Below are 22122 nucleotides of genomic sequence, written 5' to 3' on the forward strand. Positions count from 1 at the left end.
GGCGAGGGCTGGCTCGTCCTCTCCGACCTCGCCGAGCACCTCGGCCTGCGCACCCGCACCGACCTCCTCGACGCCATCGCGAGCGCGGGCCTCACCGTCGCCGGACGCCTGGAGGGGGGCCCCCCCCCCCCCCCCCCCCCCCGCCCCCCCCCCCCCCCCCCGGGGCGGGCCGCCGGGGGGGGCCCCCCCCCCCCCCGCGCCCCCCCCCCCCCCCCCCCCGTCCGCGCTCTAGGGCCTGTCCGGTCAGACCGGTCGTTGTCCGGCCCGTTCGCCCGCTCGCTGCGTTGTCAGCCCTCCCGATGTAACACCGGTATCGGGAGGGCCTTCCGCAGTCTCGGTGACGCTTGCGAGCCGTCAATCGGTGGAGCGAGCGAACGAGCCGATTCGGATACCGCCGCCCCTGATTCACAGGACAGCCCCTAGAAGATGTACCCGTCGCAGGAGGTGTCGATGGCGTCGAGCGCCGCCGTCTCCTCCTCCGAGCCCTCCGCGGAGCTGTAGTAGTCGTTGAGGTCGTCGATGCACGCCTGCATCGCCTCCGCCTCCGCCGCAGGACCCTCCAAATCGGCGACCTGCGCCTGGGCCGCCTCCAGGTCCTCCTGCAGCTGGGAGATCTGGTCGTCGCGGTCGGAGAGCCGCGCCTCCGCGTCCTCCAGGTCGCCGGTGGCCCTCAGCCACAGGGCGATCGACACGGCGGCGGCGGCCAACCCGACGACCATGCCGATGGCGAGGAGCACCACCGCCGGGGACTTCCGCGGCGCGGTCGGCGGCGGCGGTTGCAGGAACGTCTGCGTCCCGTACCCGGGCTGCGCCGGGATGCCCTGCGGCGGCGGGGCCGTCTGCGCGGGGACCGGCGCCTGCGGGGCGTACCCGGAGTCGTACGGCTGCGGTTGCAGCGGCGAGTAGGAGGGCGGCGCGCTCTGCGGCTGCTGGGGATCGCTCGGACCGCCGAGGTTGTAGTGCGGGGGCGGGTTGTAGGCCATGATGGGCTCCTTCAACGGAGGGTCGCAGTCCAGGGTAGAGCGGCCGTGCGAATCGACGGCACTACCAGTGTGACGACAGGGAACCGGGACCGGTCACCGTCGTTACCCAAACTTGACATCACGGACCTGCAACGGCTGGGTCCAGTGTGACGCGGGGGGGGGGGGGGGGGGCCCCGCCCCCCCCCCCCCCCCCCCCCGGGGGGGCCCGCGGGGGCGGGGGGGGGGGGGGGCCCCCCCCCCCCCCCCCCGCCGATCCGCTAGGCCGCCTTGAGGGTGCCGCCGTCGATCACGTGGTCGGCGCCGTGGATGTTCCCCGCCCGGTCGGACAGCAGGAACGCCACCAGGTCGGCGACCTCCTCGGGCTCGCCGATGCGGCCCGAGGCGATGCCGAACTGGCCGGGGATCGCCTCGAGGAAGTCGCTGTGCGCGATCCCGTACGCCGCCGCGACCTTGCCGCCGAACCGCTCCTCGTCGCGCCACAGCGACGAGCCGATGACACCGGGGGAGACCGTGTTGACCCGCACGCCCTGCGGCGCGAGCTCTTCGCTGAGCCGCTTCGAGAACGCCGTCAGCCCGGCCTTGGCCTCGCTGTAGCCGACCGGGCCGGCCGCCGGGAGGTACTTGTTCACCGAGGAGACGTTCACGATCGCGCCGCGCCGCCCGATGAGGTCCGGCAGCGCCGCCCGCGTGGTCCACACCGCGCTGAACAGGTTGAGGTTGAACACCGACTCCCACTGCTCGACGGGGATGTCGAGGAAGCCGCCGAGCGCCATGCGGTCGGCGTCGCCGCCGCCGACGTTGTTGACCAGCAGGTCGATGCCGCCGACCGTGCTGATCGCCTCAGCGACGATCCGCTCGGCGCCTTCCCGGGTGGAGAGGTCGGCGCTGACCGTGGCGGCGGCGACCTTCTCCAGCTCGGGGGTGACGGTGCGGGCGGCGCCGACGACGCGGACGCCTTCGGCGGCGAGGGTCTCGGCGATCGCGAGGCCGATGCCGCGGCTGGCGCCGGTGACGAGGGCGGTCTTGCCGTTGAGTCCGAGTTCCATGAGAGAGCCTTTCAATAGTTCTTGAACTTGAGGTCAAAAATTAGGGCCGGAAAAACGCCCTCGGACGAGGGCGCGCTGCGCTCCGGCGCGGCGGTCAGAGGCCCGCCACGGCCGTGTCGATGATCCGGTGCAGCACCGGACCGTCGTGGGTCTGGGTCATGACGCGCAGCCCGACGATGGTGTTCATCAGGAACTGCGCCTGCGCCTGGGCGTCGACGTCCTTCGCGACGTCGCCCTCGCGCTGGCCCCGGCGGATCCGCTCGGTGAACAGCCGGATGGTCTCGTCGGTCATGCGCCGCACGGCCCGCATCGCCTCGGGGTCCGCGGCGCCCAGTTCGAGCGCGGTGTTGGCCGCGAGGCAGCCGCGGGGGGCGGGGAGACTCAGGTCGACCTCGATGAGGCGCATCAGGTAGGCGCGGATGCGCTCCTTGGCGGTGCCCGGTTCGTTCAGGTAGGCCTCGGTCATCGCCGAGCCGCCCTCCCCGTACCGGTCGAGCGCCTTCCCGAACAGCTCCCGCTTGGAGCCGAACGCGTGGTACAGGCTGCCTTTGCCGACGCCGGTGGCTTCGGCGAGGTCCGCGGGGGAGGTCCCCGCGTAGCCCTTGGTCCAGAACGTCTCCATCGCCTGCGCGACGGCCACGTCCGGATCGAAGTTCTTCGGTCTGCCCATGTCCGAAACCCTACACCATTCTTGACCCAGGGGTCAACAACGGGTGCGGTTCGCTCCGCGCAACGGTGAACGCCCTGGTGGGCAACCGGTCCGAAGGTCGCGGTGATCGTGCCGTTTCGTACAGTTGCCGCACTTGCGGGGCCGGGCGATACTGGAACCGTGCGCAAACCCCTCGTCATCGCCTCCGATCTGGACGGCACCCTCCTCGCCCCGGACGGCGCCCTGTCCGATCGGACCCGCGACGCCCTCGCGGCCGCCCGAGCCGACGGCGTCGCCGTCGTCGCCGTCACCGCCCGCACCCCGTACGGCGTCGACATGCTCCCCGACCTCCTGCCGCACCTCGACGGCGCGGTCTGCGCGAACGGCGCGATCGTCTACGACCCCGTGACCGGCCGCATCCGCATCCTGCGGTCGATCCGGATCTCCCAGGGCCGCAAGGTCGCCGCCGCCATCGCCAAGCGCCTGCCCGACGCGGTGTTCGCCGTGGAGACCGGCGTCGGGATCGTGGGGGAGGAGTCCTACCGGGCCCTGGTCGGCTCCTCGAACTGGGAGTTCGCAAACGATGTCGACGGGGTCTTCAAGCGCGCCAAGCGGGCCGTGAAGATCAAGGTCTACTGCGGCGAGCGCACCGGCGAGGAGATGGCCGCCGCGGTCGAAGGCGCCGACCTCGGCGGGCTCGCGATGTGCCACTGGGGCGACTTCGGGATGCTCGACCTCAACGCCCGCGGCGCCGACAAGGCCTTCGGCCTCGCCACCTGGTGCAAGGAGCGCCGGGTCGGGCCCGACGCGGTGGTCGCCTTCGGCGACATGCCGAACGACGCGCCGATGCTCGCCTGGGCGGGCCGCTCCTACGCGATGGGCGACGCCCACCCCGAGGCCGTCGCCGCCGCGACCGACCGCGCCGCCACGAACGCCGAGGACGGCGTCGCCCAGATCATCGAGGGCCTCCTCGACAGCGACACCGCGGCCGCCGCCTGACCGGCGCCATGCAGCGATAACGCCGTTTCGACGCTCCGCCCTGCCCGCCTGACCGGGCGGGCTCCGCCGTGCTCCCAAGTGGAATCTATTGTGTCCCAATATGTTCGCTATTTGAGGAATTGATGAGCAAATGTATGATTAAGATCCCTTGACGGCCCCTTCGTCCCGTCGACACCCTCGGCCGGACGAGCAGAGAACGGAACAAGCACATGAAGCGAAGGCTCGTCACCGCGAGCGTCGCGCTGGGCGTCGTCGTGGCCGCCACCAGCGCCGCCACCCTCACCGCCCAAGCCGATCCCGCTGCACCCGCCGGCGACGTACTCGCCACCTGGACCCTCCCGCGGCTCACCGCCGACGAAGCGGCCGAACTCGAAGGCCTCGGCTTCACCCTCGCCCACGACCACGGCGACGAATCCCACATCATCGGCGACGACGACCTCGCCGCCCAGGCCCGCGAACTCGGCTACGACCCCGAATTCCTCGACACCGTCTACAAGGAACTCCCCGCCACCGCCGAGCAGGAGGGCACCTACTACGGCGGCTACCGCACCGTCGACACCTACGAGGCCGACCTCCAGGCCCTCGCCGCGGCCAATCCCGAACTCGCCGCCCTCCACGACATCGGCGACTCCTGGCTCAAGACCCAGGGCGACCCTGCCGGACACGACGTCTACGCCGTCTGCCTCACCAAGATCAACGCCGGCGACTGCGAGACCGACCCTGACTCGACCAAGCCCCGCTTCTCCCTCATCGCCCAGATGCACGCCCGCGAGATCGCCACCGGCGAAGTCGCGTGGCGCTGGATCGAGAAGCTCGTCGCCGGCTACGGCACCGACGCCCAGGTCACCGAACTCATGGACACCACCGAGATCTGGGTCGTCCCCATCGCCAACCCCGACGGCGTCGACATCGTCGCCTCCGGCGGCGACGACCCGATCCTCCAGCGCAAGAACGCCAACGACACCAGCGGCAACTGCGGCGACCGCCTCGGCGTCGACCTCAACCGCAACTCCACCTTCGCCTGGGGCGCCGACTCCACCAACCCCTGCTCCGAGACCTTCCAGGGACTCTCGGCCGGATCCGAACCCGAGACGCGGGCCGTCGAGGACTGGCTCCGCGCCCTCCACCCCGACCAGCGCGGCGAGAGCCCCCAGGACCCCGCCCCCGACGACGCCCGCGACGTCTTCATCACCCTCCACTCATACGGCGAGTACATCATCGTCCCGTTCGGTTACACCAGCGACGCGGCGCCGAACGACGCCGGACTGCGCGCCCTCGGCGCCGCCATGGCCCAGTCCAACGGCTACTTCGTCGGCACCAACGACGACACCGTCGGCTACAGCACCAGCGGCACCACCGACGACATGGCCTACGGCGAACTCGGCGTCGCCGCATTCACCTACGAGATCGGCCCCGACAGCGGGAACTGCGGCGGATTCTTCCCCGCCTTCACCTGCGTCGACGACAACCTCTGGCCCGAGAACGAGGGCGCGCTCATGACCGCCGCCCAAGCCGCCGCCGCGCCCTACGCCGGCTAGCCGCCCGGGTCCCGGCGGCACAGGCCGAGCGACAGAGCGACGCCGCCGGGACCCGGAAAACCACCCGACCGCCCCGCCGACCGTCCATACTGTCCGGATCATCCCCAGGGAGAGGAGCGGGCCATGACGACCGACGACACGGCCGGAGCCAAAGGCGGGAACGCGATCCGCCGACTCATCGTCGCGGGCGTGATCATCGCGCTCGCCGTCTGGTTCATCCTCGCCAACACCGAAGCAGTGAGCGTCAAACTCTGGCTCTTCAAAGTCGAGACGCCCATGTGGATCATGATCACCGTCGTCTTCCTCGCCGGATGGGCCGTCGGCGCACTGCTCCGACGCCGCTCCGCCAAGAAACGCGCCTGAACCGCACCCCGGGCCGGAGCATGTGACGCCCCGGCCCGCACCGCGAAGCGGGTTGCCCCGCCCACCGCCCGACCCCGATACTCATGCGGTGCCCCTACCGAAACTCATCGCCACCGACCTCGACGGCACCCTGCTCGACCCGCAGGGCCGACTCTCCGAACGCAACCAGAAGGCCCTCCAAGCCGCCCGCGAACACGGCATCCTCACCCTCGCCGTGACCGCCCGCGCCCCCCGCGCCGTCTACCGCGTCCCCGAACTCGCGAACGTCCTCGACGGCGCCATCTGCTGCACCGGCGCGATCTGGTACGACACCGCGACCCGCACCGCCGACCTGCGCCACCCCATCCCCCTCCCCGCCGCCCGCGACCTCTGCGCCCGCCTCAGCGACGCCCTCCCCGGCGCGCTCTTTGCCATCGAGACCGGCCGGCGCCAGGTCGCCAACTCCATCCACATGCAGGCGGGCATCCACTACGGCGACCCCTGGACCGTCCTCGAACCCGGCGAGGACCTCTTCACCCACGCCGACACCGTCGCCGAACTCATCGTCCGCGTCCCCGGCTCCACCGGCACCGCCATGCACGAGGCCACCCGCCACATCGACACCCCCGGCGTCCGCCTCTGGCACTGGGGCAACTTCCCCGAGATCGAATGCACCGCCGCCGAAGCGACCAAGGGCAAGGCGCTGGCCGCCTGGTGCGCCGGGCGCGGCATCGGCGCCGAGGACGTGGTCGCCTTCGGCGACATGCCGAACGACGTCTCGATGCTCGCCTGGGCGGGCCGCTCCTTCGCGATGGCGGGCGCCCACGCCGAGGCGGTCGCGGCCGCCACCGACCGTGCTGAAGCCGCCGCCGACGACGGCGTGGCGAAGGCGATCGAAGCGCTCCTGGACCTGCAGGCCGCCTGACCGCGGCTACCGGCTGCGGTGGGAGACGGCCGCCTTCGCGAACGAGAACACGTCGTGAGTCGCGAAGTGCGCGGCGAGCTCCCCGCTCAAGGCGGCCGGATCGCGGATCGCCGTGCGGATCCGGGTAGTCCCACCGGACCGCGCAGAGCGGCCCGCGCCGCCGCGAGCGGGGTTAGGCTGGGCCGTATGCATGTCGTCATCGCCGGAGGGCACGGCCAGATCGCGCTGCGCCTCACCGAGATCCTGGCCGCCGAAGGGCATTCGGTCACCGGCCTCATCCGCAATCCCGACCACGCCGAGGACCTCACGGCGATCGGCGGGCGCCCCATCGTCCTCGACCTCGAGCAGGCCGACGCCGAGCACCTCGGCGGGCTCCTCGCCTCCGAGATGTACGGGGAGGTCGACGCCGTGGTCTTCGCGGCGGGCGCGGGGCCCGGCAGCGGGGCGGTCCGCAAGGATTCCGTGGACCGGGCGGCGGCGGTGCTGCTGGCCGACGCGGCCGAGCGGGCCGGCGTGCGCCGCTTCCTGCAGATCTCGAGCATGGGCGCCGATTCGGAGCCCGATCCGGGCCGCGACGAGGTGTGGGCGGCGTACATCGAGGCGAAGGCCGCCGCGGAGGAGGACCTGCGCGCCAGGGACCTCGACTGGATCATCCTGCGGCCCGGTTCGCTCACGAACGACGAGCCGACCGGGCAGGTGCACCTCGCCGCGCCGCCGGTGGGACGCGGCGACGTCACCCGCTCCGATGTGGCCGCCGTGGTGGCCGAGCTCCTGCGCCGTCCGGCGGTGTCGCGGCTGGTCCTGGAGCTGCGGGGCGGTGACACCGCGGTCACCGAAGCGGTGGACGCACTCGCCTCAGGAGACTGATCACGCCTGTCTGCTTGCCTCCCATGCGTATGCGGATTGCGGCGGCAAAAGGCGTTGCTCGATACTGTACCGATGCGATTCGGTGTGGTTCCCTCCTCCGTCCGCCGCGACGTCCTCGCTTGGCACGGCAATGCCGGCCAGGCCTGGCTCGACGGCCTTCCCAAGACGGTCTGGCGTCTGCAGCGGCTGTGGTCGCTGCGGACGGACGGGCCGCCCTACGGCGGCGGCAGCCACTCCTATGTGGTCCCGGTCCGGCGCGACTCCGGCGAGCAGGCGGTGCTCAAGGTCATCTACCGGGATGAGGAGAACGCCGCCGAACCGACCGCGCTGCAGCAGTACGCGGGCGACGGCGCGGTACACCTGCACGAGTACGACCGGGAGACGGGAGCGATGCTCCTGGAGCGGGCCGTCCCCGGCAACCGCCTCAAGTCGACGCGCTTCTTCGGGCACCGCACCCCGGAGGCGGCGTGGCGGCGCATCGGGATCGCCTGCGGCCTCTACCGGCGGCTGTGGCGGCCGGTGGTCGCCGTAGACGGCTTCCCCGAGCTCCCGGCGGCCACCGAGATGCTCGACCTGTGGCGGGCCGAATACGGTGACCCGCAAGGCGACGCGCGGCAGAGCCCGGCCGCGGCCCGCCTCGACTTCGCACTCGAGCTGTGCGACCGGCTCGGGAACCCGCCTGAACTGGGCATCGGCAACCGCGACACCCACCTGGGCAACATCGTCTCGGCGGAGCGCGAACCGTGGCTCGTCATCGACCCGAAGCCGTACCTCGCCGAACGGGCCTTCGACGGCGGCTTCCTGCTGTTCATGCTGCAGCACCACGGTCCGCACAGCGGCGCCGAGCTGCTGCACGCGGTCGCGGACGGCCTGGGCGTCGATCCCGAGCGCCTGCGCGCCTGGGCCCTCCTGCGCGCCATCGACAACCTGGCCGAAGCCGAGGGCGAGCGCGACGTCGCCGCCGCGGCCGCGACCGTGGACGCGCTCGAGCGCGCGTGACCGCTTCGGCGCCTGTCTGAACGCTCAGTGGCCGCCGGGGCCCGTTCGAGTGAAAAGAATCGGGTCGGATTTCCGACTCGTGCACGAGTCGTCCAGTCGTCGAATACTCCCTTGAGGAGTCATTCGCGGGTCGCGCGGCGGTCCGCGAGGAAGCCTCGCAGACCGATCAATCCGATGGCGACCCCGAGCCCGAACGAGGTGACAGCGAGTGTCAAGTGGACCCAGAAATAGGCCGTCGGCTCGCCCGCGGCGTCGAACGCCAGGCCGCTGACGTCCTCGAACAGGTTTTTTACGAACGTCGTCCAGATGAACACCGACCACACGCCGAAGGCGAGCAGGAACACCGAGACCGGGCGGCTGAGCTTCATGGCACCAGTATCCGGCCGCGAATGCGGGGGGACTTTTCGGGCGCGGCGCGCCGGTCGCCGGTCACGTTCCGGGACGGGTCGCCTCGGATGCCTCTTCCGATCCGCCTGATGCGCCTACTATCCTGGTCATTGCAGACCCGGTGTCACTCTGTGCGGCACTTGCGTGCATACCGTGGTCTGCGATGATCGAGACCGGAATGTCATCAATGCAAGAAATGGCTGGCCCGGACATGAGCGGACACGACGAAGTCTCATTGCCAGACGGATACCCCGACCCCGAGGTCGTGGGCTGGGCGCGTACCGAGGACCTCGAGTTCGCCGGCCTCCACATGAGAATGACCATCACCCCGGGCGACCGGATCGTGCAGTTGTGGGAGCTGGTCGACGGACATCCGGTCCGCTGGCTCGGCAACGTGTTCCGCGTCGAGTCCGAACCGCCGGTCCTCAAGCTCAACTATCGCTACGAGACGCAGCTCAACCGCGCCCAGCGCGATGCCATGGCCCGCACCGGCGCGAAGTTCTGGAAGGGCTGAGCCCCGGAACCCGGTCCCGGTGACGAGGGTCGGCGCGAATCCCTTGCGGGGCAGCGCGTTCCGAGCCCCGCTCATTCGGTGCCGATGCGCTCCAAGACTTCGACGAGCGGCGTGAACTCCGGGTTCTTCCGCGCCGTTTCGAGCGCCTCCGCCAGTGCCCGGTCGTGCGTCGGCTTCGCGTCGGTGAGCAGTTTTCGCCCGGACTCGGTGACGTCGGTGTAGATCCCGCGCCGGTCGTCGGCGCAGATGGTGCGCTGCAGCAGGCCCCGGTCCTCCATGCGGGTCACCAGGCGCGTGGTCGCGCTCTGGCTCAGTACGACCGCTTCGGCGACCTGCCGCATCTGCAGGTGCCTGCCCGGCGCCTGCCGGTCGAGGACGGTGAGCAGTGAGAACTCGCGCACGGAAAGCCCGTGGGCGGCTTCGAGCCGGCGTTCGATGTGGTCGGCGATGCCGTCGTGCAGTGCGGAGAGGGCGCACCAGTGCTGGGCCAGCGCGGTGCTGGGGGTCGCTGCTGTACTCACGATGGTCCTCCGGCTCGGTCCGTTCGTACCGATACTAGCGTATCGCGACATAACTCTCTCGAAGATAATCGTCGCTTGCATTAGTCGGCGTCTGCAAGTATTATCGGTCGCGGCAGTTCCGACACCGAGCACGCCCGCCAGGGGCCTGCGGACTGGAGAACCGATGAGCGACAAGCCGACCGTGAGCGTCCTGGGCACCGGCATCATGGGGGCCGCGATGGCCCGCAACCTCGCCCGCGCCGGGCACCGGGTCACGGCCTGGAACCGCAGCCCCGACAAGGCCGCGCCGCTCGCCGAGGACGGCGTCCGGATCGCCGGCACGCCCGCCGAGGCCGTCGCGGACGCCGACGCGATCGTGACCATGCTCCACGACGGCCCCGCCGCACTCGACGTGATGCGCCAGGCCGCCCCCGCCCTGCGCCCCGGTACGCGGTGGATCCAGTCGACCACCGCCGGCGTCGAGGGCATCGCCGAGCTGGCCGCCTTCGCGGCCGACCACGACCTCCTGTTCTTCGACGCCCCCGTCCTCGGCACCCGCGAACCGGCCGAGGCCGGCGAGCTCACCGTGCTCGCCGCCGGACCGAACGACGACCCCGCCGCGAGCGCCGTGTTCGACGCGGTCGGCGCGAAGACCGTGTGGCTCGGCGAGAACGGCGCGGACGGCGCCGCCTCCCGGCTCAAACTCGTCGCCAACAGCTGGGTCCTGGTGCTCACCCACGGCATCGGGGAGGTCCTCGCCCTGGCGAAGGGCCTCGGCGTCGACCCGGAGCGGTTCTTCGCGCTCATCGACGGCGGCCCGCTCGACGCCGGGTACGCCCATGCCAAGGGCGGTCTGATCCTGGGCGGCGACACCGCGAACACCAGCTTCGGCCTGGACACGGCCGAGAAGGACGCGAGGCTCATCGTGGAGGCCGCCCGCGCGAACGGCGTCCGGCTCGACCTCGGTGAGGCCGGGGTCGAGCGGTTCCGCCGCGCCTCCGCGCAGGGGCACGGCAGTGAGGACATGGCCGCGTCCTACTTCGCGAGCTTCACCGACTAGCAAGCGCCGCAACGACAACGAGAGGAAGCGATCGTGGCGAAGATCCTGTTCATCATGACCGGGGCCGACGAGTGGACCCTGAACGACGGCACCCGGCACACCACCGGTTTCTGGGCCGAGGAGGCCGTGGTCCCGCTCGAGGCGTTCAAGCACGCCGGGCACCAGGTCACCGTGGCCACCCCCGGCGGCGTCGTGCCGCCGGTCGACGCGGCGAGCCTCACCGACGAGGTGGCCGGCGACGCCGAGACCGCAGCGCATCTGCGCACCGTGGTCGCATCGGCCGACGAGTTCACCAAGCCCGTCGACCTGTCCATTGTGGACCTTGCAGCGTTCGACGCGGTGTATGCGCCGGGCGGCCACGGCCCCATGGAGGACCTGGCGGTCGACGCCGACGCCGGGCGGCTCCTCGCCGGGGCCCTCCGCGCGGGCAAGCCGGTCGGCCTGGTCTGCCACGGCCTCGCGGCGCTCCTCGCCGCCGACGCTGACGGCGTGAACGCCTTCGCGGGCTACCGCGCCACCGGTTTCACCAATGCCGAAGAGCGCCTTGCAGGCCTCGCCGACAAGGCTCCCTGGCTGCTCCAGGACCGGCTCGAGGCCGCCGGGATCGAGTTCGCGCCCGCCGACCCGTTCACCGCTCACGTCCAGGTCGACCGCAACCTCGTCACCGCCCAGAACCCGCAGTCGTCCACCGCCTTCGCCGAAGCCTTCAACGCCCGCATCGGCTAGCGCCCCCGGCCCGAAAACCTCAAGGGAGTCATCATGACCAGCAACCTGTTCACCCCGATCACGCTGCGCGGGACCACCGTGCCGAACCGGATCTGGATGGCGCCGATGTGCCAGTACAGCGCCGATGCCACCGGATCCGGGACCGGGGTGCCGAACGACTGGCATGTCCAGCATTACGGCTCCCGCGCCGCCGGTGGCCCCGGCCTAATCCTGGTCGAGGCCACCGCGGTCGTCCCGGAAGGCCGCATCAGCCCCTACGACCTCGGCATCTGGAACGACGCCCAGGTCGAAGGGCACCGGCGGCTCACCGCGTTCATGCGCGGCCAGGGGGTCGTCCCCGGCATCCAGATCGCCCACGCCGGCCGCAAGGCCAGCACCGACAGCGAAGCCCACGGCGGCGGCTCGCTCGACCTGGACCACGGCGGCTGGGAGACGGTGGCGCCCAGCGCGGTCGCGTTCAGTGACGACCACGCCGTGCCGCACGAGCTGAGCATCGCGGAGATCCGCGGCGTCGTGACTGCCTTCGCCGAAGCCGCCCGGCGGTCGCTCGAGGCGGGGTACGAGGTCATCGAGGTGCACGCCGCGCACGGCTACCTCGTCCACGAGTTCCTGTCCCCGGTCTCGAACCGTCGCGAGGACGCGTACGGCGGCGACTTCGAGCGCTGCGCCCGCCTGCCGCTGGAGATCGCCGACGCCGTGCGCGCGACGGTGGGGGAGCAGGTGCCGGTGCTGTTCCGGCTCTCGGCGACCGACTGGATCGAGCCCGAGGGCTGGACCGCCGACCAGACCGTGCGCCTCGCCGCGCTGCTGCGCGAGCACGGCGTCGACCTGATCGACGTCTCGACCGGCGGCAACATTCCGAACGCCCCGATCGCGTCCGGCCCCGGCTACCAGGTGCCGTTCGCCGAGCGGATCCGCCGCGAGGCCGGGATCCCGACCGCCGCGGTCGGGATCATCACCGAGGTGCAGCAGGCCGAGAAGATCCTCGTTGACGGCGGCGCCGACGCCGTCCTGCTCGGCCGTGAACTCCTGCGCAACCCCTACTGGCCCCGCAAGGCCGCGCACGAACTCGGCGACCCGCACCCGCTCCCGCGCCAGTACCGCCGCGCCGACCGCAAACCCTCCTGACGCCCGACCGGGGTGGCGGCTCGCGAAGAGGCCGCCACCCAGCGGTCAGGCGCTTTGCAACGCAAAGGATCGACCGACCGCGCGCGGCTGCCACGGTCCGCACGCACCGGACGGGCTGAGCATCGCTGCCGCCGACCGGCACCGTCGGGCTCGACCCGACTGCGCCGCCATCCCAGTCCCGGCCGGGCCGCGCCGCCCCACGCCGCACTGGAAGTGGCATCGCGCGCCCGCGCCGTAAACACGCTGCGAGAACCGACCGGCGATCCATCGCGATCCCCTTGGGCGGCCTCCCCCCAGGCCTCGATCTGGTAGAGCAGCCAGTTGGGGTTGCTCAGGCGCAGGTCCACGATCCGGCTCTCGTCGACGGCCCACACGTCGGGACTGCGGCCGGCTTGTTACGAGCCACGCCGGGGTGGGAACGCTCGTTCGCCAACCGCCGGTGGTATGTCACATGTCGCATGGCATATGCCACCGGAAAGCCGACGCGGCTCCTGCTGCGCGCCATAGAATGCCGCCAGCGCCGAAGGCGAGGAGCACACCATGGAACACCGGGACACCGCCGAAACGGGCGCGACCACCGACCAGAGCCGCCCCATCGAGGACTACGCCCTGCTCTCCGACCGCCACGGCGCCGCCCTGGTCTCCACTGAAGGCTCCATCGACTGGCTGTGCCGCCCCCGCTTCGACAGCCCCGCCGTCTTCGGCCGCCTCCTCGACCCCGACGCCGGCCACTGGTCGATCAGGCCCGCCGCCGAGTTCCACACCGAGCGCTCCTATGTGGGCGACACGTTCGCCCTCCGCTCCGTCTTCACCACCGACACCGGCACCGTCCACCTCACCGACGCGCTCGCCCTCGGCCCCACCCGCACCGCCGGCAGCGCCGAAACGAACACCACCGACGACGACGCCGACCGGCGCCTCCTGCTCGCGGCCCACGCCCCGATCGCGACCCTCCGCGTCATCGAGTGCACCGCCGGAGCGATGGAGCTCGACTTCACCTTCCGCCCCCGCCCCGAGTACGGGCTGGTCACCCCCATCCTCACCGCGGTCCCCGGCGGGGTGCTCGCCACCGGCGGGCCCGTCCGCACGGTCCTCACCAGCCCCGTCGACCTCGCGTTCGGCCATGAGGGCGCAACCGCGCGGCTCCGGCTCCGCGCGGGCGACCGCCTGCGCTTCGCCGCCCAGACCACCGGCCTCGCCGACGAACCGCCCGCCACCTGGACGCCCGAGGCGATCGACGCGTCCCTCACCGAGACCGTGCAGGGCTGGCAGGACTGGTGCGACGCCCACCCGCCCTGGGACGGCCCCCTGCCGCATCTCGTGCTCCGCTCGATCCTCGTCCTCGAAGCGCTCCGCTACCAGCCCACCGGCGCCATCGTCGCCGCGCCCACCACCTCGCTGCCCGAGGCCGTTGGCGCGGGCCGCAACTGGGACTACCGCTACGCGTGGGTGCGCGACGCCAGCTTCACGGTGCAGGCGCTCGCCGCGGCCGGGTGCCACGGCGAGGCCGTCGAGTTCTTCGAGTTCATGACGCACGCCGCCGCCCGCTACAAGCCCGAGACGCCGCTGCAGATCATGTTCGGCATCGGCGGCGAGCACGACCTCTCCGAACGGGAGCTCGGCCACCTCTCCGGCTGGCGCGCTTCACGTCCGGTCAGGGTGGGCAACGCCGCCTGGCTCCAGCCGCAGCTCGACGTCTACGGCGAACTGCTCGACGCCGCCTGGCACCTGCGCGGCCACCTGCGCCGCCTCGACGACACCGCGCGCCACTTCCTCGCAGACGTCGCCGACGCCGCCGCCGACCAGTGGGAGCAGCCCGACCAGGGCATCTGGGAGTCGCGCGGCCTGCCCCGGCACTACACGTACTCCAAGCTCATGTGCTGGGTCGCGCTCGACCGGGCCGTCAAGTACGCGCACCTGCTCGACATCGAAGGCGCCGCGCCGCGCTGGGAGGCCGAGCGCGACCGCGTGCGCGAGGCCATCGAGACCCGCGGCTGGAACCCCGACGCCGGAGCGTTCTGCGCGGCCTTCGGCGGCGAGGACCTCGACGCGTCCGTCCTCAGCATGGCCGCCGTCGGCTTCCTGCCCGGCGACGACCCGCGGCTGGTCTCGACGGTGGACGCCATCGCGGAATGGCTGCGCGACCCGCGCGGCCTGGTGCGCCGCTACGAATCGGGCACCGACGGCCTCGAAGGCGCCGAAGGCTCGTTCGTGATGTGCACGTTCTGGCTCGCCCAGGCGCTCGCCCTCACCGGCCGGCCCGACCGCGCCCGCGACGCCTTCGCCGTGGCCGCCGCCTGCGCGAACGACCTCGGCCTCCTGTCCGAAGAGGTCGACACCGCCTCCGGGGCGATGCTCGGCAACTTCCCGCAGGCGTTCAGCCACATCGGGCTCATCAACGCCGCCCTGGCGATCCGCGACGCCGAACGCCGCTGACCCGGCCGGATCGCGAAAAGCCCTCAAACAGGGCGGGCGGGGACGCTACGGTGACGTTGAGCCGCGCCTTCGCGCGGGCTCGCCACGGGGAGACACTGAGGAGGCGGCGACATGGCCGCGCACAAGGAACACGCCGCGCACGCGCACCACCACGGCAAGGACTGCGGGCACACCGCGGTCCCGCACGGCGACCACACCGACTACGCCCACGACGGGCACATGCACAAGGTCCACGGCGAGCACGTGGACGAATGCGAGCCGCAGGGCCACCACGTCCACGAAGGGCACGCCCACGAGCACGGCAAGGACTGCGGGCACCTCGCGGTCGTCCACGGCGACCACACCGACTACGCCCACGACGGCTGCCGCCACGCCGCCCACGCCGGCCACTGGGACGACCACTGATCCGGTTGCAGGCGAAAGCGAAGCGGCCGTGGGCATTCCGCCCACGGCCGCTTCGCGCCGTCTCGGTCAGGAAGGCTGCGCCCACGAGCCCCTGACGTGGCTGAGGTGCAGCTCCATCACCTGCTGCACGTACTCGGGGTCGCGGGTGAGGAGCCCGTGCAGGATCTCCATGTGCTCGCCGGCCGACTCCTCGAGCTCGCCCAGCTCCATGAGCGCGGTCAGGCCGTACAGGCGCGAGCGCTGGCGGAGGTTGCGGACGGTCTCGACCAGGGTCGCGTTGCCCGAGAGCGCGAGCATCTCCAGGTGGAAGCGCATATCGGCCTCGACGTAGGCGATGAGGTCCTCTTCGGCCGCGGCGTCGACGATGGCCTGGGCGAGGGGGCGCAGCGCCTCGATGTCGGCGGGGTCCGCCGTGGTAGCGAGCGCCACGGTCGTGGGGATCTCGATGAGCTCGCGCAGCTTCGTGTACTCGTCGAGCTGCGACTCGGAGACGACCTTGACCCGGAAGCCCTTGTTGGGCACGGGTTCGACCAGTTCCTCCTTGACGAGGTCCAGCATCGCCTCGCGCACCGGGGTGGCGGAGACGCCGAACTGCTCGGCGAGGGCGGGCACCGAGTAGACCTTGCCCGGGGCGAGTTCACCGGTGATGACGGCGGCCCGGAGGGCCTCGCCTATGCGCTCCCGGTAGCTGGCGCGGCGCCCGCCCATCTCGGGCAGGGACATCGCGACGGCTGGCGCGGCTCCGGCTCGAGCTGGCATCAGGACCTCCTCAGTGGTATGTCACACGTGGCGCGTCACAGTATGCGGGAGGGCTCAGAGGATGAAACCGCTGGGGAAGGGGTCGTCGGGGTCGAGGGTGTACTGGGCGGTACCGGTTATCCACGCCCGGCCCGTGACGGACGGGACGACAGCCGGGATGCCGGCGACCTCCGTCTCGCCGATCAGGCGCCCGGTGAAGCGCGATCCGATGAACGACTCGTTCACGAAGTCCTGGTCGAGGTCGAGCAGGCCGCGGGCGTGGAGCTGGGCCATGCGCGCGGAGGTCCCTGTGCCGCAAGGGGACCGGTCGAACCAGCCGGGATGGATCGCCATGGCGTGCCGCGAGTGCTTTGCGTCGGAGCCGGGCGCGGTCAGGTACACGTGGTGGAGGCCCCTGATGGACGGCTCGAGCGGGTGCACCGGCTCCGCTTCGGCGTTCACCGCCGCCATGATGTCGAGCCCGGCCGCGATGAGCTCGTTCTTGGCGGCCCGGTCGAAGGGCAGGCCGAGGTCGTCGAGGTCGACGAACGCGTAGAAGTTCCCGCCGAACGCCAGGTCGTAGCGGATCTCGCGGCCGTCCTTGAGGTGGACGGTGCGGTCGAGCCCGACGGAGAACGCCGGGACGTTGACGAGCGTGACGGCCTTCGCCGACCCGTCCTCGACGCGCACGTCCACAGTGACCAGGCCCGCGGGGGTGTCGAGCCGGACGGTGGTGATCGGCTCGGTCACCGGCACCATGCCCGTCTCACACAGCACTGTCGCCACCCCGATCGTGCCGTGGCCGCACATCGGGAGGTACCCGGAGACCTCGATGAACAGCACGCCCCAGTCGGCGTCCGGCCGGGTCGGCGGCTGGAGGATCGCCCCGCTCATCGCCGCGTGGCCGCGCGGCTCGTTCATCAGGAACTGGCGGATGTGGTCGTCGTGGTCGCGCAAGTGGTTGCGCCGCTCCATCATCGTCGCCCCGGGGACGGCGCCCACGCCGCCGGTGACGACCCGCGTGGGCATGCCCTCGGTGTGCGATTCGACGGTCTGGAGCACCAGCCTGCTGCGCATCGGTCCTCCTCTTACGCGAGCCCGACCGCGAGGGCCTGCTCGGTGGCGGTGCGGATCTCGGCGGCCTGCTCGGGCAGGAGCGGGACGCGGGGGAGGCGGCAGGCGCCGCCCTTGCGGCCGACGAGGTCCATGGAGAGCTTGATGGCCTGCACGAACTCGACCTTGGAGTCCCAGCGCAGGAGCGGGTGCAGCTGGCGGTACAGCGGGAGGGCGGTCGTGAGGTCGCCCGCGACGGCCGCCCGGTACAGCTCCACGGTGGACTTCGGGAGGGCGTTGGGGTAGCCGGAGACCCAGCCGACGGCGCCCGCGACGGCCAGCTCGAGCAGCACGTCGTCGGCGCCCACGAGCAGGTCGAGTCCGGGGGCGAGCTCGGCGATGCGGTAGGCGCGGCGCACGTCTCCGGAGAACTCCTTGACGGCCTGGATGAGGCGTTCGGCGTGGAGCTTCGCCAGCAGCTCGGGCGTGAGGTCGACCTTGGTGTCGATCGGGTTGTTGTATGCCACGATCGGCACGCCGGCCTTGGCGACCTCCTCGTAGTGGGCGATCACCGAGCGCTCGTCGGCCCGGTAGGCGTTGGGCGGCAGGAGCATGACCGCGCCGCACCCCGCGTCGCGCGCCTGCTCGGCCCAGCGGCGGGCCTCGGCCGCGCCGTAGGCGGCGATGCCGGGCATGACGCGCTCGCCGCCGACCGCCGCGACGGCGGTGGTGACGACCTCGGCGCGCTCGGCCTCGGTGAGGGTCTGGTACTCCCCGAGGGAGCCGTTGGGAGTGACGCCGTCGCACCCGTTCGCCACCAGCCAGGCGCAGTGCTCGTCGAAGGCCGCGAAGTCGACCGATCCGTCGTCGTTGAACGGCAGGGCGGTGGCGACGAAGACGCCGCGCCAAGGGCGCGATTCGAGTGCCGACATGGGGCTTCCAATCTCGATGACGTGTGACATGGTACTGCCGAAACCGCTTGGAGCGGTCCGGCAGCGGCAGGCGGCGGTAGGGGCCGCTCACCGTTCAGCATCAGTAATATGTCACATACTATAGTTGGTTCGAGGGGGCCGCGGGCAACGGGGAGTGAACCCCGCGGACCAGCGGGCGAATCCTGACGCCCGAGCCCCGCGCACCGACCGAAGCCCGCCCGCCGGACTTCCCATACTTGAAGGCCGCGCCCGCGGGCACCGCCGCACCGACGACCGAACGGACCGCATCACCCATGGCCGACACACTGCGCAGCGTCAACCCGACCACCGGGGAAGCGTTCGGCGAGCCGATCGCCCAGACCACCCCCGAGGAGGTCGCCCGCCTCGCGGCCGCCGCCCGCGCCGCCGCACCCGGCCTCGCCGCGCTGCGCCCCGCCGAACGCGGTGCGATCATGCACACCATCGCCGCCGCGCTCACCGAGCATGAGGACGCCGTCGTCGCCCTCGCCGACGCCGAGTCCGGCCTCGGCGAGACCCGCCTCCGCGGCGAACTCGCCCGCACCACCGGCCAGTTCGAGCAGTACGCCGCCTACGCCGAGCACGGCGGCGTCCTCGACGTCGTGATCGACCACGCCGCCCCGCGCGCGACACCGCCCCGCCCCGACCTGCGCCGCTGGAACACCCCGCTCGGCCCCGTCGCGGTCTACGCGGCCTCCAACTTCCCGCTCGGCTTCGGCGTCGCCGGCACCGACACCGCCGCCGCCCTCGCCGCCGGCTGCCCGGTCGTCGCCAAAGCCCACGCCTCCCAGCCCGCCCTCGCAGTCCTGCTCGGCAAGATCATCGCCGCAGCGCTCGAACGCCACGGCGCCGACCCGCGCCTGTTCGCCGTCGTCAGCGGCTTCCAAGCCGGACTCGACCTGATCCGCGACCCGAACATCAAAGCCGGAGCCTTCACCGGATCGATCGCGGGCGGCCGGGCGCTCGCCGACGAGGCCGCGGGCCGGCCCGAACCGATCCCGTTCTACGGCGAGCTCGGCAGCCTCAACCCCGTCGTCGTCACCCCCGAGGCCGTCGCGCAGCGCGGCCGCGGCCTGGTGGAGGAGTTCGTCGCGTCCATGACGCTCGGCGCGGGTCAGTTCTGCACGAAGCCGGGCCTGCTCTTCCTTCCTGAGGGCCACGGCCTCGACGAGGCGCTGGCGGCCGCCGTGCGCGCCAAGGAGGTCCACCCGATGCTCAACGGCCGCATCCAGGAGGCCTACGCGGCGGAGGCGGCCGGACTCGCGTCGCATCCGCAGGCGCGCTTCGCGGTCGAGCCGTCGACCGCCGGTGGCGGCTTCGCGGTGACACCGGGGCTCATCGCGGCTCCCGCCGCCGCGATCGACGGCGACGACACGCTGCTGCACGAGTGCTTCGGCCCGACGGCCCTGGTGCTCACCTACGCCGACACGGCCGAGCTCGAGCGGGTCCTGCCGCAACTGCCGGGCGGCCTCACCGCGACGGTGCAGCTCGCGACCTCCGCGGACCCGGTCGCGCAGGCCGCCCTGCCGCTCCTGGCCGAACGCTCGGGCCGCGTCATCGTCAACGGCTGGCCGACCGGCGTGGCCGTGACCCACGCCCAGCACCACGGCGGCCCGTGGCCCGCCACGCTCAATGCCCGCTACACCTCGGTCGGCACCGGCGCGATCGCGCGGTTCGTCCGGCCCGTCGCCTACCAGTCCACGCCCGAACCGCTGCTGCCCGAGGCGCTCCACTACGACAACCCGCTGGGCCTCCAGCGCCGCGTCGACGGCGTCCTCGAACCCGCGCCGAAATCCTGAACGCCAGGCGGCCGACCGATCGGCCTGTCAGGATCGGAGCGCCGCCGGCTCGTTCCAGTCCTGCGACTCCTCGGTGGTGATCGCGCGCGCGATGCGGGTGACGGCCTTGTCGAACACCTTGCGGTCCTCGGGGTCGGCGAGGTCCCAGTCGTCCAGGTGCGCGTCGAGCCAGCGCCGCCAGACGGCGATGAAGCGCTCGAACTCGGCCCGGCCCAGCGGCGTCAGGTGCAGTCGTCCAGTGTCGACGGCGAGCAGTCCGGAGCGGACCGCCTGCGTGAACACCGGCATGAGCACCTCCGGCGGCACGCGGTGGGCGGCGGCGATCTTGCGGACGCTGGCGCCCTCGCCGGCGCGTTCGAGCACGTAGACCTGGCGCATCGCCCATGCGTCCGCGCGGTCGAGCAGCGTGTCGGTCGCCTTGTACACCTCGGTGAAGACCGTCTCGCGCTCGCGCTGCATGACGTCGGCGATCATGCGCGCCAGCCGCTCCTCCGAGGGTGCCGGGTCGGGGGCGCCGAAGCCCTCGCCCATGTCGGCGGCGCGTCCGCGCGTCGCGTCGTGCAGGGGCCGCTCGACGAGGAACCAGGCGACGACGAACCCGACCGCGGCCACCGGCACGGTCCAGAAGAACACGAAGTCGATCGAGTCGGCGTAGGCCTGGATGATCGGCGCGATCACCGCATCCGGCAGCTCGTGCAGCGCGGCCGGGCTCGCGGCCACGGCGGGGTCCACTCCCGACTCCGCGTAGGCCGCCGCCAGCAGCGGCGTGCTGTGGTTGGTGAAGAGGGTCCCGAAGATCGCGGTGCCGAACGTGGAGCCGATGGTCCGGAAGAACGTCACGCCCGAGGTGGCCGCGCCCATCTGCGCGTACGGGACGGTGTTCTGCACCGCGATCGTCAGCACCTGCATCGCCAGGCCGAGGCCGCTGCCGAACACGAGCATGTACAGCGACTCCAGCCAGATGCTCGTGTCCGTGCCCATGGTCGACATGAGGTAGAGCCCGACGCCCATGATGAACGTGCCGAGGATCGGGAAGATCTTGTACCGGCCGGTCCTGCTCACCACCGAGCCCGACAGGATCGAGCAGACCATCATGCCCGCGACCATCGGCAGCGTGCGGTACCCGGAGACCGTGGCCGAGGTGCCGTCCACGTACTGCAGGTAGGTCGGCAGGAAGGTCATCGCCCCGAGCATCGCGAACCCCACGATGAAGCTCAGGATCGAGGAGACGGTGAACACCGGGTTCGCGAAGAGCGCCATGGGGAGGATCGGCTCGGCCGCGCGGCGCTCGACCACGATGAACAGGAGGATCGCCACGCCCGCGCCGGCGAACATCCCCAGGATCACCCCGGAGTCCCACGCGTACTCGTCGCCGCCCCACTCCAGCGCCAGGATCAGGAGCGTCGTGCCGACCGCGACGAGGATCAGGCCCAGGTAGTCGATCACGGGCTTGACGACCGACCGCACCCGCGGGATCGTGGCGGCCGCCATCGCGATCATGACCACCGCGATAGGCAGGTTCACGTAGAAGCACCACCGCCACGACAGGTGGTCGGTGAACAGGCCGCCGAGGGTCGGACCGAGCACAGTGGTCACACCGAACACCGCGCCCATGGCGCCCTGGTACTTGCCGCGGTCGCGGAGCGGGATGACGTCCGCGATGAGCGCCATCGCCGTCACCATCAGGCCGCCCGCGCCCAGGCCCTGGACCGCGCGGGACACGATCAGGAAGACCATGCCGTCGCTGAACCCCGCCAGAGCCGAGCCGCCCACGAACACGACCGCGCTGATCTGGAAGATCGCCTTGCGTCCGAACATGTCGCCGAACTTGCCGACCACGGCCGCCGCGATCGCCTCGGCGAGCAGGTAGGACGTGACCACCCACGCCATGTGGCCGGGGCTGCCGAGGTCGGCCACGATCGTCGGCAGGGCCGTGGAGACGATCGTCTGGTCCAGCGCCGCCATGAGCATGCCGAGCATGATGGTGGCGAACACGAGGTTGCGCCGGGACTTGCCCAGCACCGGCGGCGCCGGTTCCGCGGGGTCCGCGCGCTCAGGAGTGTCGACAGTGGCCATAA

Annotated in this window: 22 protein-coding genes and 1 pseudogene; 14 read left to right on the forward strand and 9 right to left on the reverse strand. The window is 71.8% G+C overall.

The features are described 5' to 3' along the window. Window positions 1-132: pseudogene (locus O2L52_RS25525) on the forward strand (methylase); the annotation flags it as partial. A gap of 287 nt (window positions 133-419) precedes the next feature. Here O2L52_RS25525 and O2L52_RS23700 read toward each other — a convergent pair. From O2L52_RS23700 to O2L52_RS23710, 3 genes are all read right to left on the reverse strand, one after another. Continuing rightward, window positions 420-983 (reverse strand): hypothetical protein, encoded by a 564-nt coding sequence (locus O2L52_RS23700; protein ID WP_270118635.1) that lies wholly within the window; start codon window positions 981-983, stop codon window positions 420-422. A gap of 257 nt (window positions 984-1240) precedes the next feature. Next, a complete protein-coding gene (locus O2L52_RS23705; protein ID WP_270118637.1) occupies window positions 1241-2029 on the reverse strand; it encodes an oxidoreductase in 789 nt (262 codons plus the stop codon). A 94-nt stretch (window positions 2030-2123) separates the two neighbouring features. Beyond that, window positions 2124-2699 carry a TetR/AcrR family transcriptional regulator gene (locus tag O2L52_RS23710; RefSeq protein ID WP_270118639.1) on the reverse strand — a complete coding sequence of 192 codons (576 nt, stop codon included), beginning with the start codon at window positions 2697-2699 and terminating at the stop codon, window positions 2124-2126. Window positions 2700-2858: 159 nt separating this feature from the next. Here O2L52_RS23710 and O2L52_RS23715 point away from each other — a divergent pair, with 159 nt between their 5' ends. The 6 genes from O2L52_RS23715 to O2L52_RS23740 all read left to right on the forward strand — a co-directional run bounded on the left by O2L52_RS23715 (window position 2859) and on the right by O2L52_RS23740 (window position 8348). Next, a complete protein-coding gene (locus O2L52_RS23715) occupies window positions 2859-3677 on the forward strand; it encodes an HAD family hydrolase (RefSeq protein ID WP_270118641.1) in 819 nt (272 codons plus the stop codon). A gap of 209 nt (window positions 3678-3886) precedes the next feature. Then, complete coding sequence (locus O2L52_RS23720) at window positions 3887-5215, forward strand: M14 family zinc carboxypeptidase (protein WP_270118643.1); 1329 nt, start codon at window positions 3887-3889, stop codon at window positions 5213-5215. Between the two features lie 123 nt (window positions 5216-5338). After that, window positions 5339-5578, forward strand: a complete 240-nt coding sequence (locus tag O2L52_RS23725; RefSeq protein ID WP_270118646.1) for a LapA family protein — start codon at window positions 5339-5341, stop codon at window positions 5576-5578. A gap of 88 nt (window positions 5579-5666) precedes the next feature. Beyond that, entirely contained in the window at window positions 5667-6482 is an 816-nt protein-coding gene (locus O2L52_RS23730; RefSeq protein WP_270118648.1) for an HAD family hydrolase, read from the forward strand. Between the two features lie 186 nt (window positions 6483-6668). Continuing rightward, complete coding sequence (locus O2L52_RS23735) at window positions 6669-7349, forward strand: NAD(P)-binding oxidoreductase (protein WP_270118650.1); 681 nt, start codon at window positions 6669-6671, stop codon at window positions 7347-7349. Between the two features lie 72 nt (window positions 7350-7421). Continuing rightward, window positions 7422-8348, forward strand: coding sequence for an aminoglycoside phosphotransferase family protein (locus tag O2L52_RS23740; protein ID WP_270118652.1), 927 nt, complete (start codon window positions 7422-7424; stop codon window positions 8346-8348). Window positions 8349-8467: 119 nt separating this feature from the next. Here the strand turns inward: O2L52_RS23740 and O2L52_RS23745 are convergent, their stop codons facing one another. Next, the gene (locus O2L52_RS23745) at window positions 8468-8716 is read right to left on the reverse strand and encodes an SCO4848 family membrane protein (protein WP_270118654.1); all 249 of its coding nucleotides are present in this window, start codon (window positions 8714-8716) and stop codon (window positions 8468-8470) included. Window positions 8717-8970: 254 nt separating this feature from the next. Here O2L52_RS23745 and O2L52_RS23750 point away from each other — a divergent pair, with 254 nt between their 5' ends. Next, on the forward strand, window positions 8971-9249 hold the full coding sequence (locus O2L52_RS23750; protein WP_270118656.1) for a hypothetical protein: 279 nt from the start codon (window positions 8971-8973) through the stop codon (window positions 9247-9249). 71 nt (window positions 9250-9320) lie between these two features. On the opposite strand, the gene O2L52_RS23755 is transcribed toward O2L52_RS23750, so the two are convergent. Then, the gene (locus tag O2L52_RS23755) at window positions 9321-9821 is read right to left on the reverse strand and encodes a MarR family winged helix-turn-helix transcriptional regulator (protein ID WP_373897021.1); all 501 of its coding nucleotides are present in this window, start codon (window positions 9819-9821) and stop codon (window positions 9321-9323) included. 112 nt (window positions 9822-9933) lie between these two features. Between O2L52_RS23755 and O2L52_RS23760 the strand changes: the two genes are divergently transcribed. The 5 genes from O2L52_RS23760 to O2L52_RS23780 all read left to right on the forward strand — a co-directional run bounded on the left by O2L52_RS23760 (window position 9934) and on the right by O2L52_RS23780 (window position 15504). Beyond that, window positions 9934-10809 (forward strand): NAD(P)-dependent oxidoreductase, encoded by an 876-nt coding sequence (locus O2L52_RS23760; RefSeq protein WP_270118660.1) that lies wholly within the window; start codon window positions 9934-9936, stop codon window positions 10807-10809. Between the two features lie 33 nt (window positions 10810-10842). Beyond that, on the forward strand, window positions 10843-11535 hold the full coding sequence (locus O2L52_RS23765; RefSeq protein ID WP_270118662.1) for a type 1 glutamine amidotransferase domain-containing protein: 693 nt from the start codon (window positions 10843-10845) through the stop codon (window positions 11533-11535). Window positions 11536-11568: 33 nt separating this feature from the next. Beyond that, window positions 11569-12663, forward strand: coding sequence for an NADH:flavin oxidoreductase/NADH oxidase (locus tag O2L52_RS23770; RefSeq protein WP_270118665.1), 1095 nt, complete (start codon window positions 11569-11571; stop codon window positions 12661-12663). 540 nt (window positions 12664-13203) lie between these two features. Continuing rightward, window positions 13204-15099 (forward strand): glycoside hydrolase family 15 protein, encoded by a 1896-nt coding sequence (locus O2L52_RS23775; RefSeq protein ID WP_270118667.1) that lies wholly within the window; start codon window positions 13204-13206, stop codon window positions 15097-15099. Between the two features lie 111 nt (window positions 15100-15210). Next, on the forward strand, window positions 15211-15504 hold the full coding sequence (locus O2L52_RS23780; protein WP_270118668.1) for a hypothetical protein: 294 nt from the start codon (window positions 15211-15213) through the stop codon (window positions 15502-15504). Between the two features lie 66 nt (window positions 15505-15570). Here the strand turns inward: O2L52_RS23780 and O2L52_RS23785 are convergent, their stop codons facing one another. Genes O2L52_RS23785 through O2L52_RS23795 form a run of 3 tightly spaced genes read right to left on the reverse strand, consistent with a single transcriptional unit; the run spans window position 15571 to window position 18227 of the window. Beyond that, the gene (locus tag O2L52_RS23785) at window positions 15571-16263 is read right to left on the reverse strand and encodes a GntR family transcriptional regulator (RefSeq protein WP_270118669.1); all 693 of its coding nucleotides are present in this window, start codon (window positions 16261-16263) and stop codon (window positions 15571-15573) included. Between the two features lie 54 nt (window positions 16264-16317). After that, entirely contained in the window at window positions 16318-17319 is a 1002-nt protein-coding gene (locus O2L52_RS23790; RefSeq protein ID WP_270118670.1) for a proline racemase family protein, read from the reverse strand. A gap of 11 nt (window positions 17320-17330) precedes the next feature. Next, a complete protein-coding gene (locus tag O2L52_RS23795; protein ID WP_270118673.1) occupies window positions 17331-18227 on the reverse strand; it encodes a dihydrodipicolinate synthase family protein in 897 nt (298 codons plus the stop codon). Between the two features lie 293 nt (window positions 18228-18520). Here O2L52_RS23795 and O2L52_RS23800 point away from each other — a divergent pair, with 293 nt between their 5' ends. Further along, the gene (locus O2L52_RS23800) at window positions 18521-20044 is read left to right on the forward strand and encodes an aldehyde dehydrogenase (NADP(+)) (protein WP_270118675.1); all 1524 of its coding nucleotides are present in this window, start codon (window positions 18521-18523) and stop codon (window positions 20042-20044) included. 27 nt (window positions 20045-20071) lie between these two features. Here O2L52_RS23800 and O2L52_RS23805 read toward each other — a convergent pair whose 3' ends face one another. Beyond that, entirely contained in the window at window positions 20072-22120 is a 2049-nt protein-coding gene (locus O2L52_RS23805) for an MDR family MFS transporter (RefSeq protein ID WP_270118677.1), read from the reverse strand. Window positions 22121-22122: the final 2 nt, after the last annotated feature.

Origin of the sequence: Glycomyces algeriensis (genome assembly GCF_027622855.1) — a bacterium.
GTDB classification, from domain to species: domain Bacteria; phylum Actinomycetota; class Actinomycetes; order Mycobacteriales; family Micromonosporaceae; genus Glycomyces; species Glycomyces algeriensis.

What these genes read in the sequence shown, in the direction of transcription:
- O2L52_RS23700 (WP_270118635.1), bottom strand. Translation starts at nt 983, where the DNA reads ATGGCCTACAACCCGCCCCCGCACTACAACCTCGGCGGTCCGAGCGAT.
- O2L52_RS23705 (WP_270118637.1), bottom strand. Translation starts at nt 2,029, where the DNA reads ATGGAACTCGGACTCAACGGCAAGACCGCCCTCGTCACCGGCGCCAGC.
- O2L52_RS23710 (WP_270118639.1), bottom strand. Translation starts at nt 2,699, where the DNA reads ATGGGCAGACCGAAGAACTTCGATCCGGACGTGGCCGTCGCGCAGGCG.
- O2L52_RS23720 (WP_270118643.1), top strand. Translation starts at nt 3,887, where the DNA reads ATGAAGCGAAGGCTCGTCACCGCGAGCGTCGCGCTGGGCGTCGTCGTG.
- O2L52_RS23725 (WP_270118646.1), top strand. Translation starts at nt 5,339, where the DNA reads ATGACGACCGACGACACGGCCGGAGCCAAAGGCGGGAACGCGATCCGC.
- O2L52_RS23735 (WP_270118650.1), top strand. Translation starts at nt 6,669, where the DNA reads ATGCATGTCGTCATCGCCGGAGGGCACGGCCAGATCGCGCTGCGCCTC.
- O2L52_RS23740 (WP_270118652.1), top strand. Translation starts at nt 7,422, where the DNA reads ATGCGATTCGGTGTGGTTCCCTCCTCCGTCCGCCGCGACGTCCTCGCT.
- O2L52_RS23745 (WP_270118654.1), bottom strand. Translation starts at nt 8,716, where the DNA reads ATGAAGCTCAGCCGCCCGGTCTCGGTGTTCCTGCTCGCCTTCGGCGTG.
- O2L52_RS23755 (WP_373897021.1), bottom strand. Translation starts at nt 9,821, where the DNA reads ATGTCGCGATACGCTAGTATCGGTACGAACGGACCGAGCCGGAGGACC.
- O2L52_RS23760 (WP_270118660.1), top strand. Translation starts at nt 9,934, where the DNA reads ATGAGCGACAAGCCGACCGTGAGCGTCCTGGGCACCGGCATCATGGGG.
- O2L52_RS23770 (WP_270118665.1), top strand. Translation starts at nt 11,569, where the DNA reads ATGACCAGCAACCTGTTCACCCCGATCACGCTGCGCGGGACCACCGTG.
- O2L52_RS23775 (WP_270118667.1), top strand. Translation starts at nt 13,204, where the DNA reads ATGGAACACCGGGACACCGCCGAAACGGGCGCGACCACCGACCAGAGC.
- O2L52_RS23780 (WP_270118668.1), top strand. Translation starts at nt 15,211, where the DNA reads ATGGCCGCGCACAAGGAACACGCCGCGCACGCGCACCACCACGGCAAG.
- O2L52_RS23785 (WP_270118669.1), bottom strand. Translation starts at nt 16,263, where the DNA reads ATGCCAGCTCGAGCCGGAGCCGCGCCAGCCGTCGCGATGTCCCTGCCC.
- O2L52_RS23790 (WP_270118670.1), bottom strand. Translation starts at nt 17,319, where the DNA reads ATGCGCAGCAGGCTGGTGCTCCAGACCGTCGAATCGCACACCGAGGGC.
- O2L52_RS23795 (WP_270118673.1), bottom strand. Translation starts at nt 18,227, where the DNA reads ATGTCGGCACTCGAATCGCGCCCTTGGCGCGGCGTCTTCGTCGCCACC.
- O2L52_RS23800 (WP_270118675.1), top strand. Translation starts at nt 18,521, where the DNA reads ATGGCCGACACACTGCGCAGCGTCAACCCGACCACCGGGGAAGCGTTC.
- O2L52_RS23805 (WP_270118677.1), bottom strand. Translation starts at nt 22,120, where the DNA reads ATGGCCACTGTCGACACTCCTGAGCGCGCGGACCCCGCGGAACCGGCG.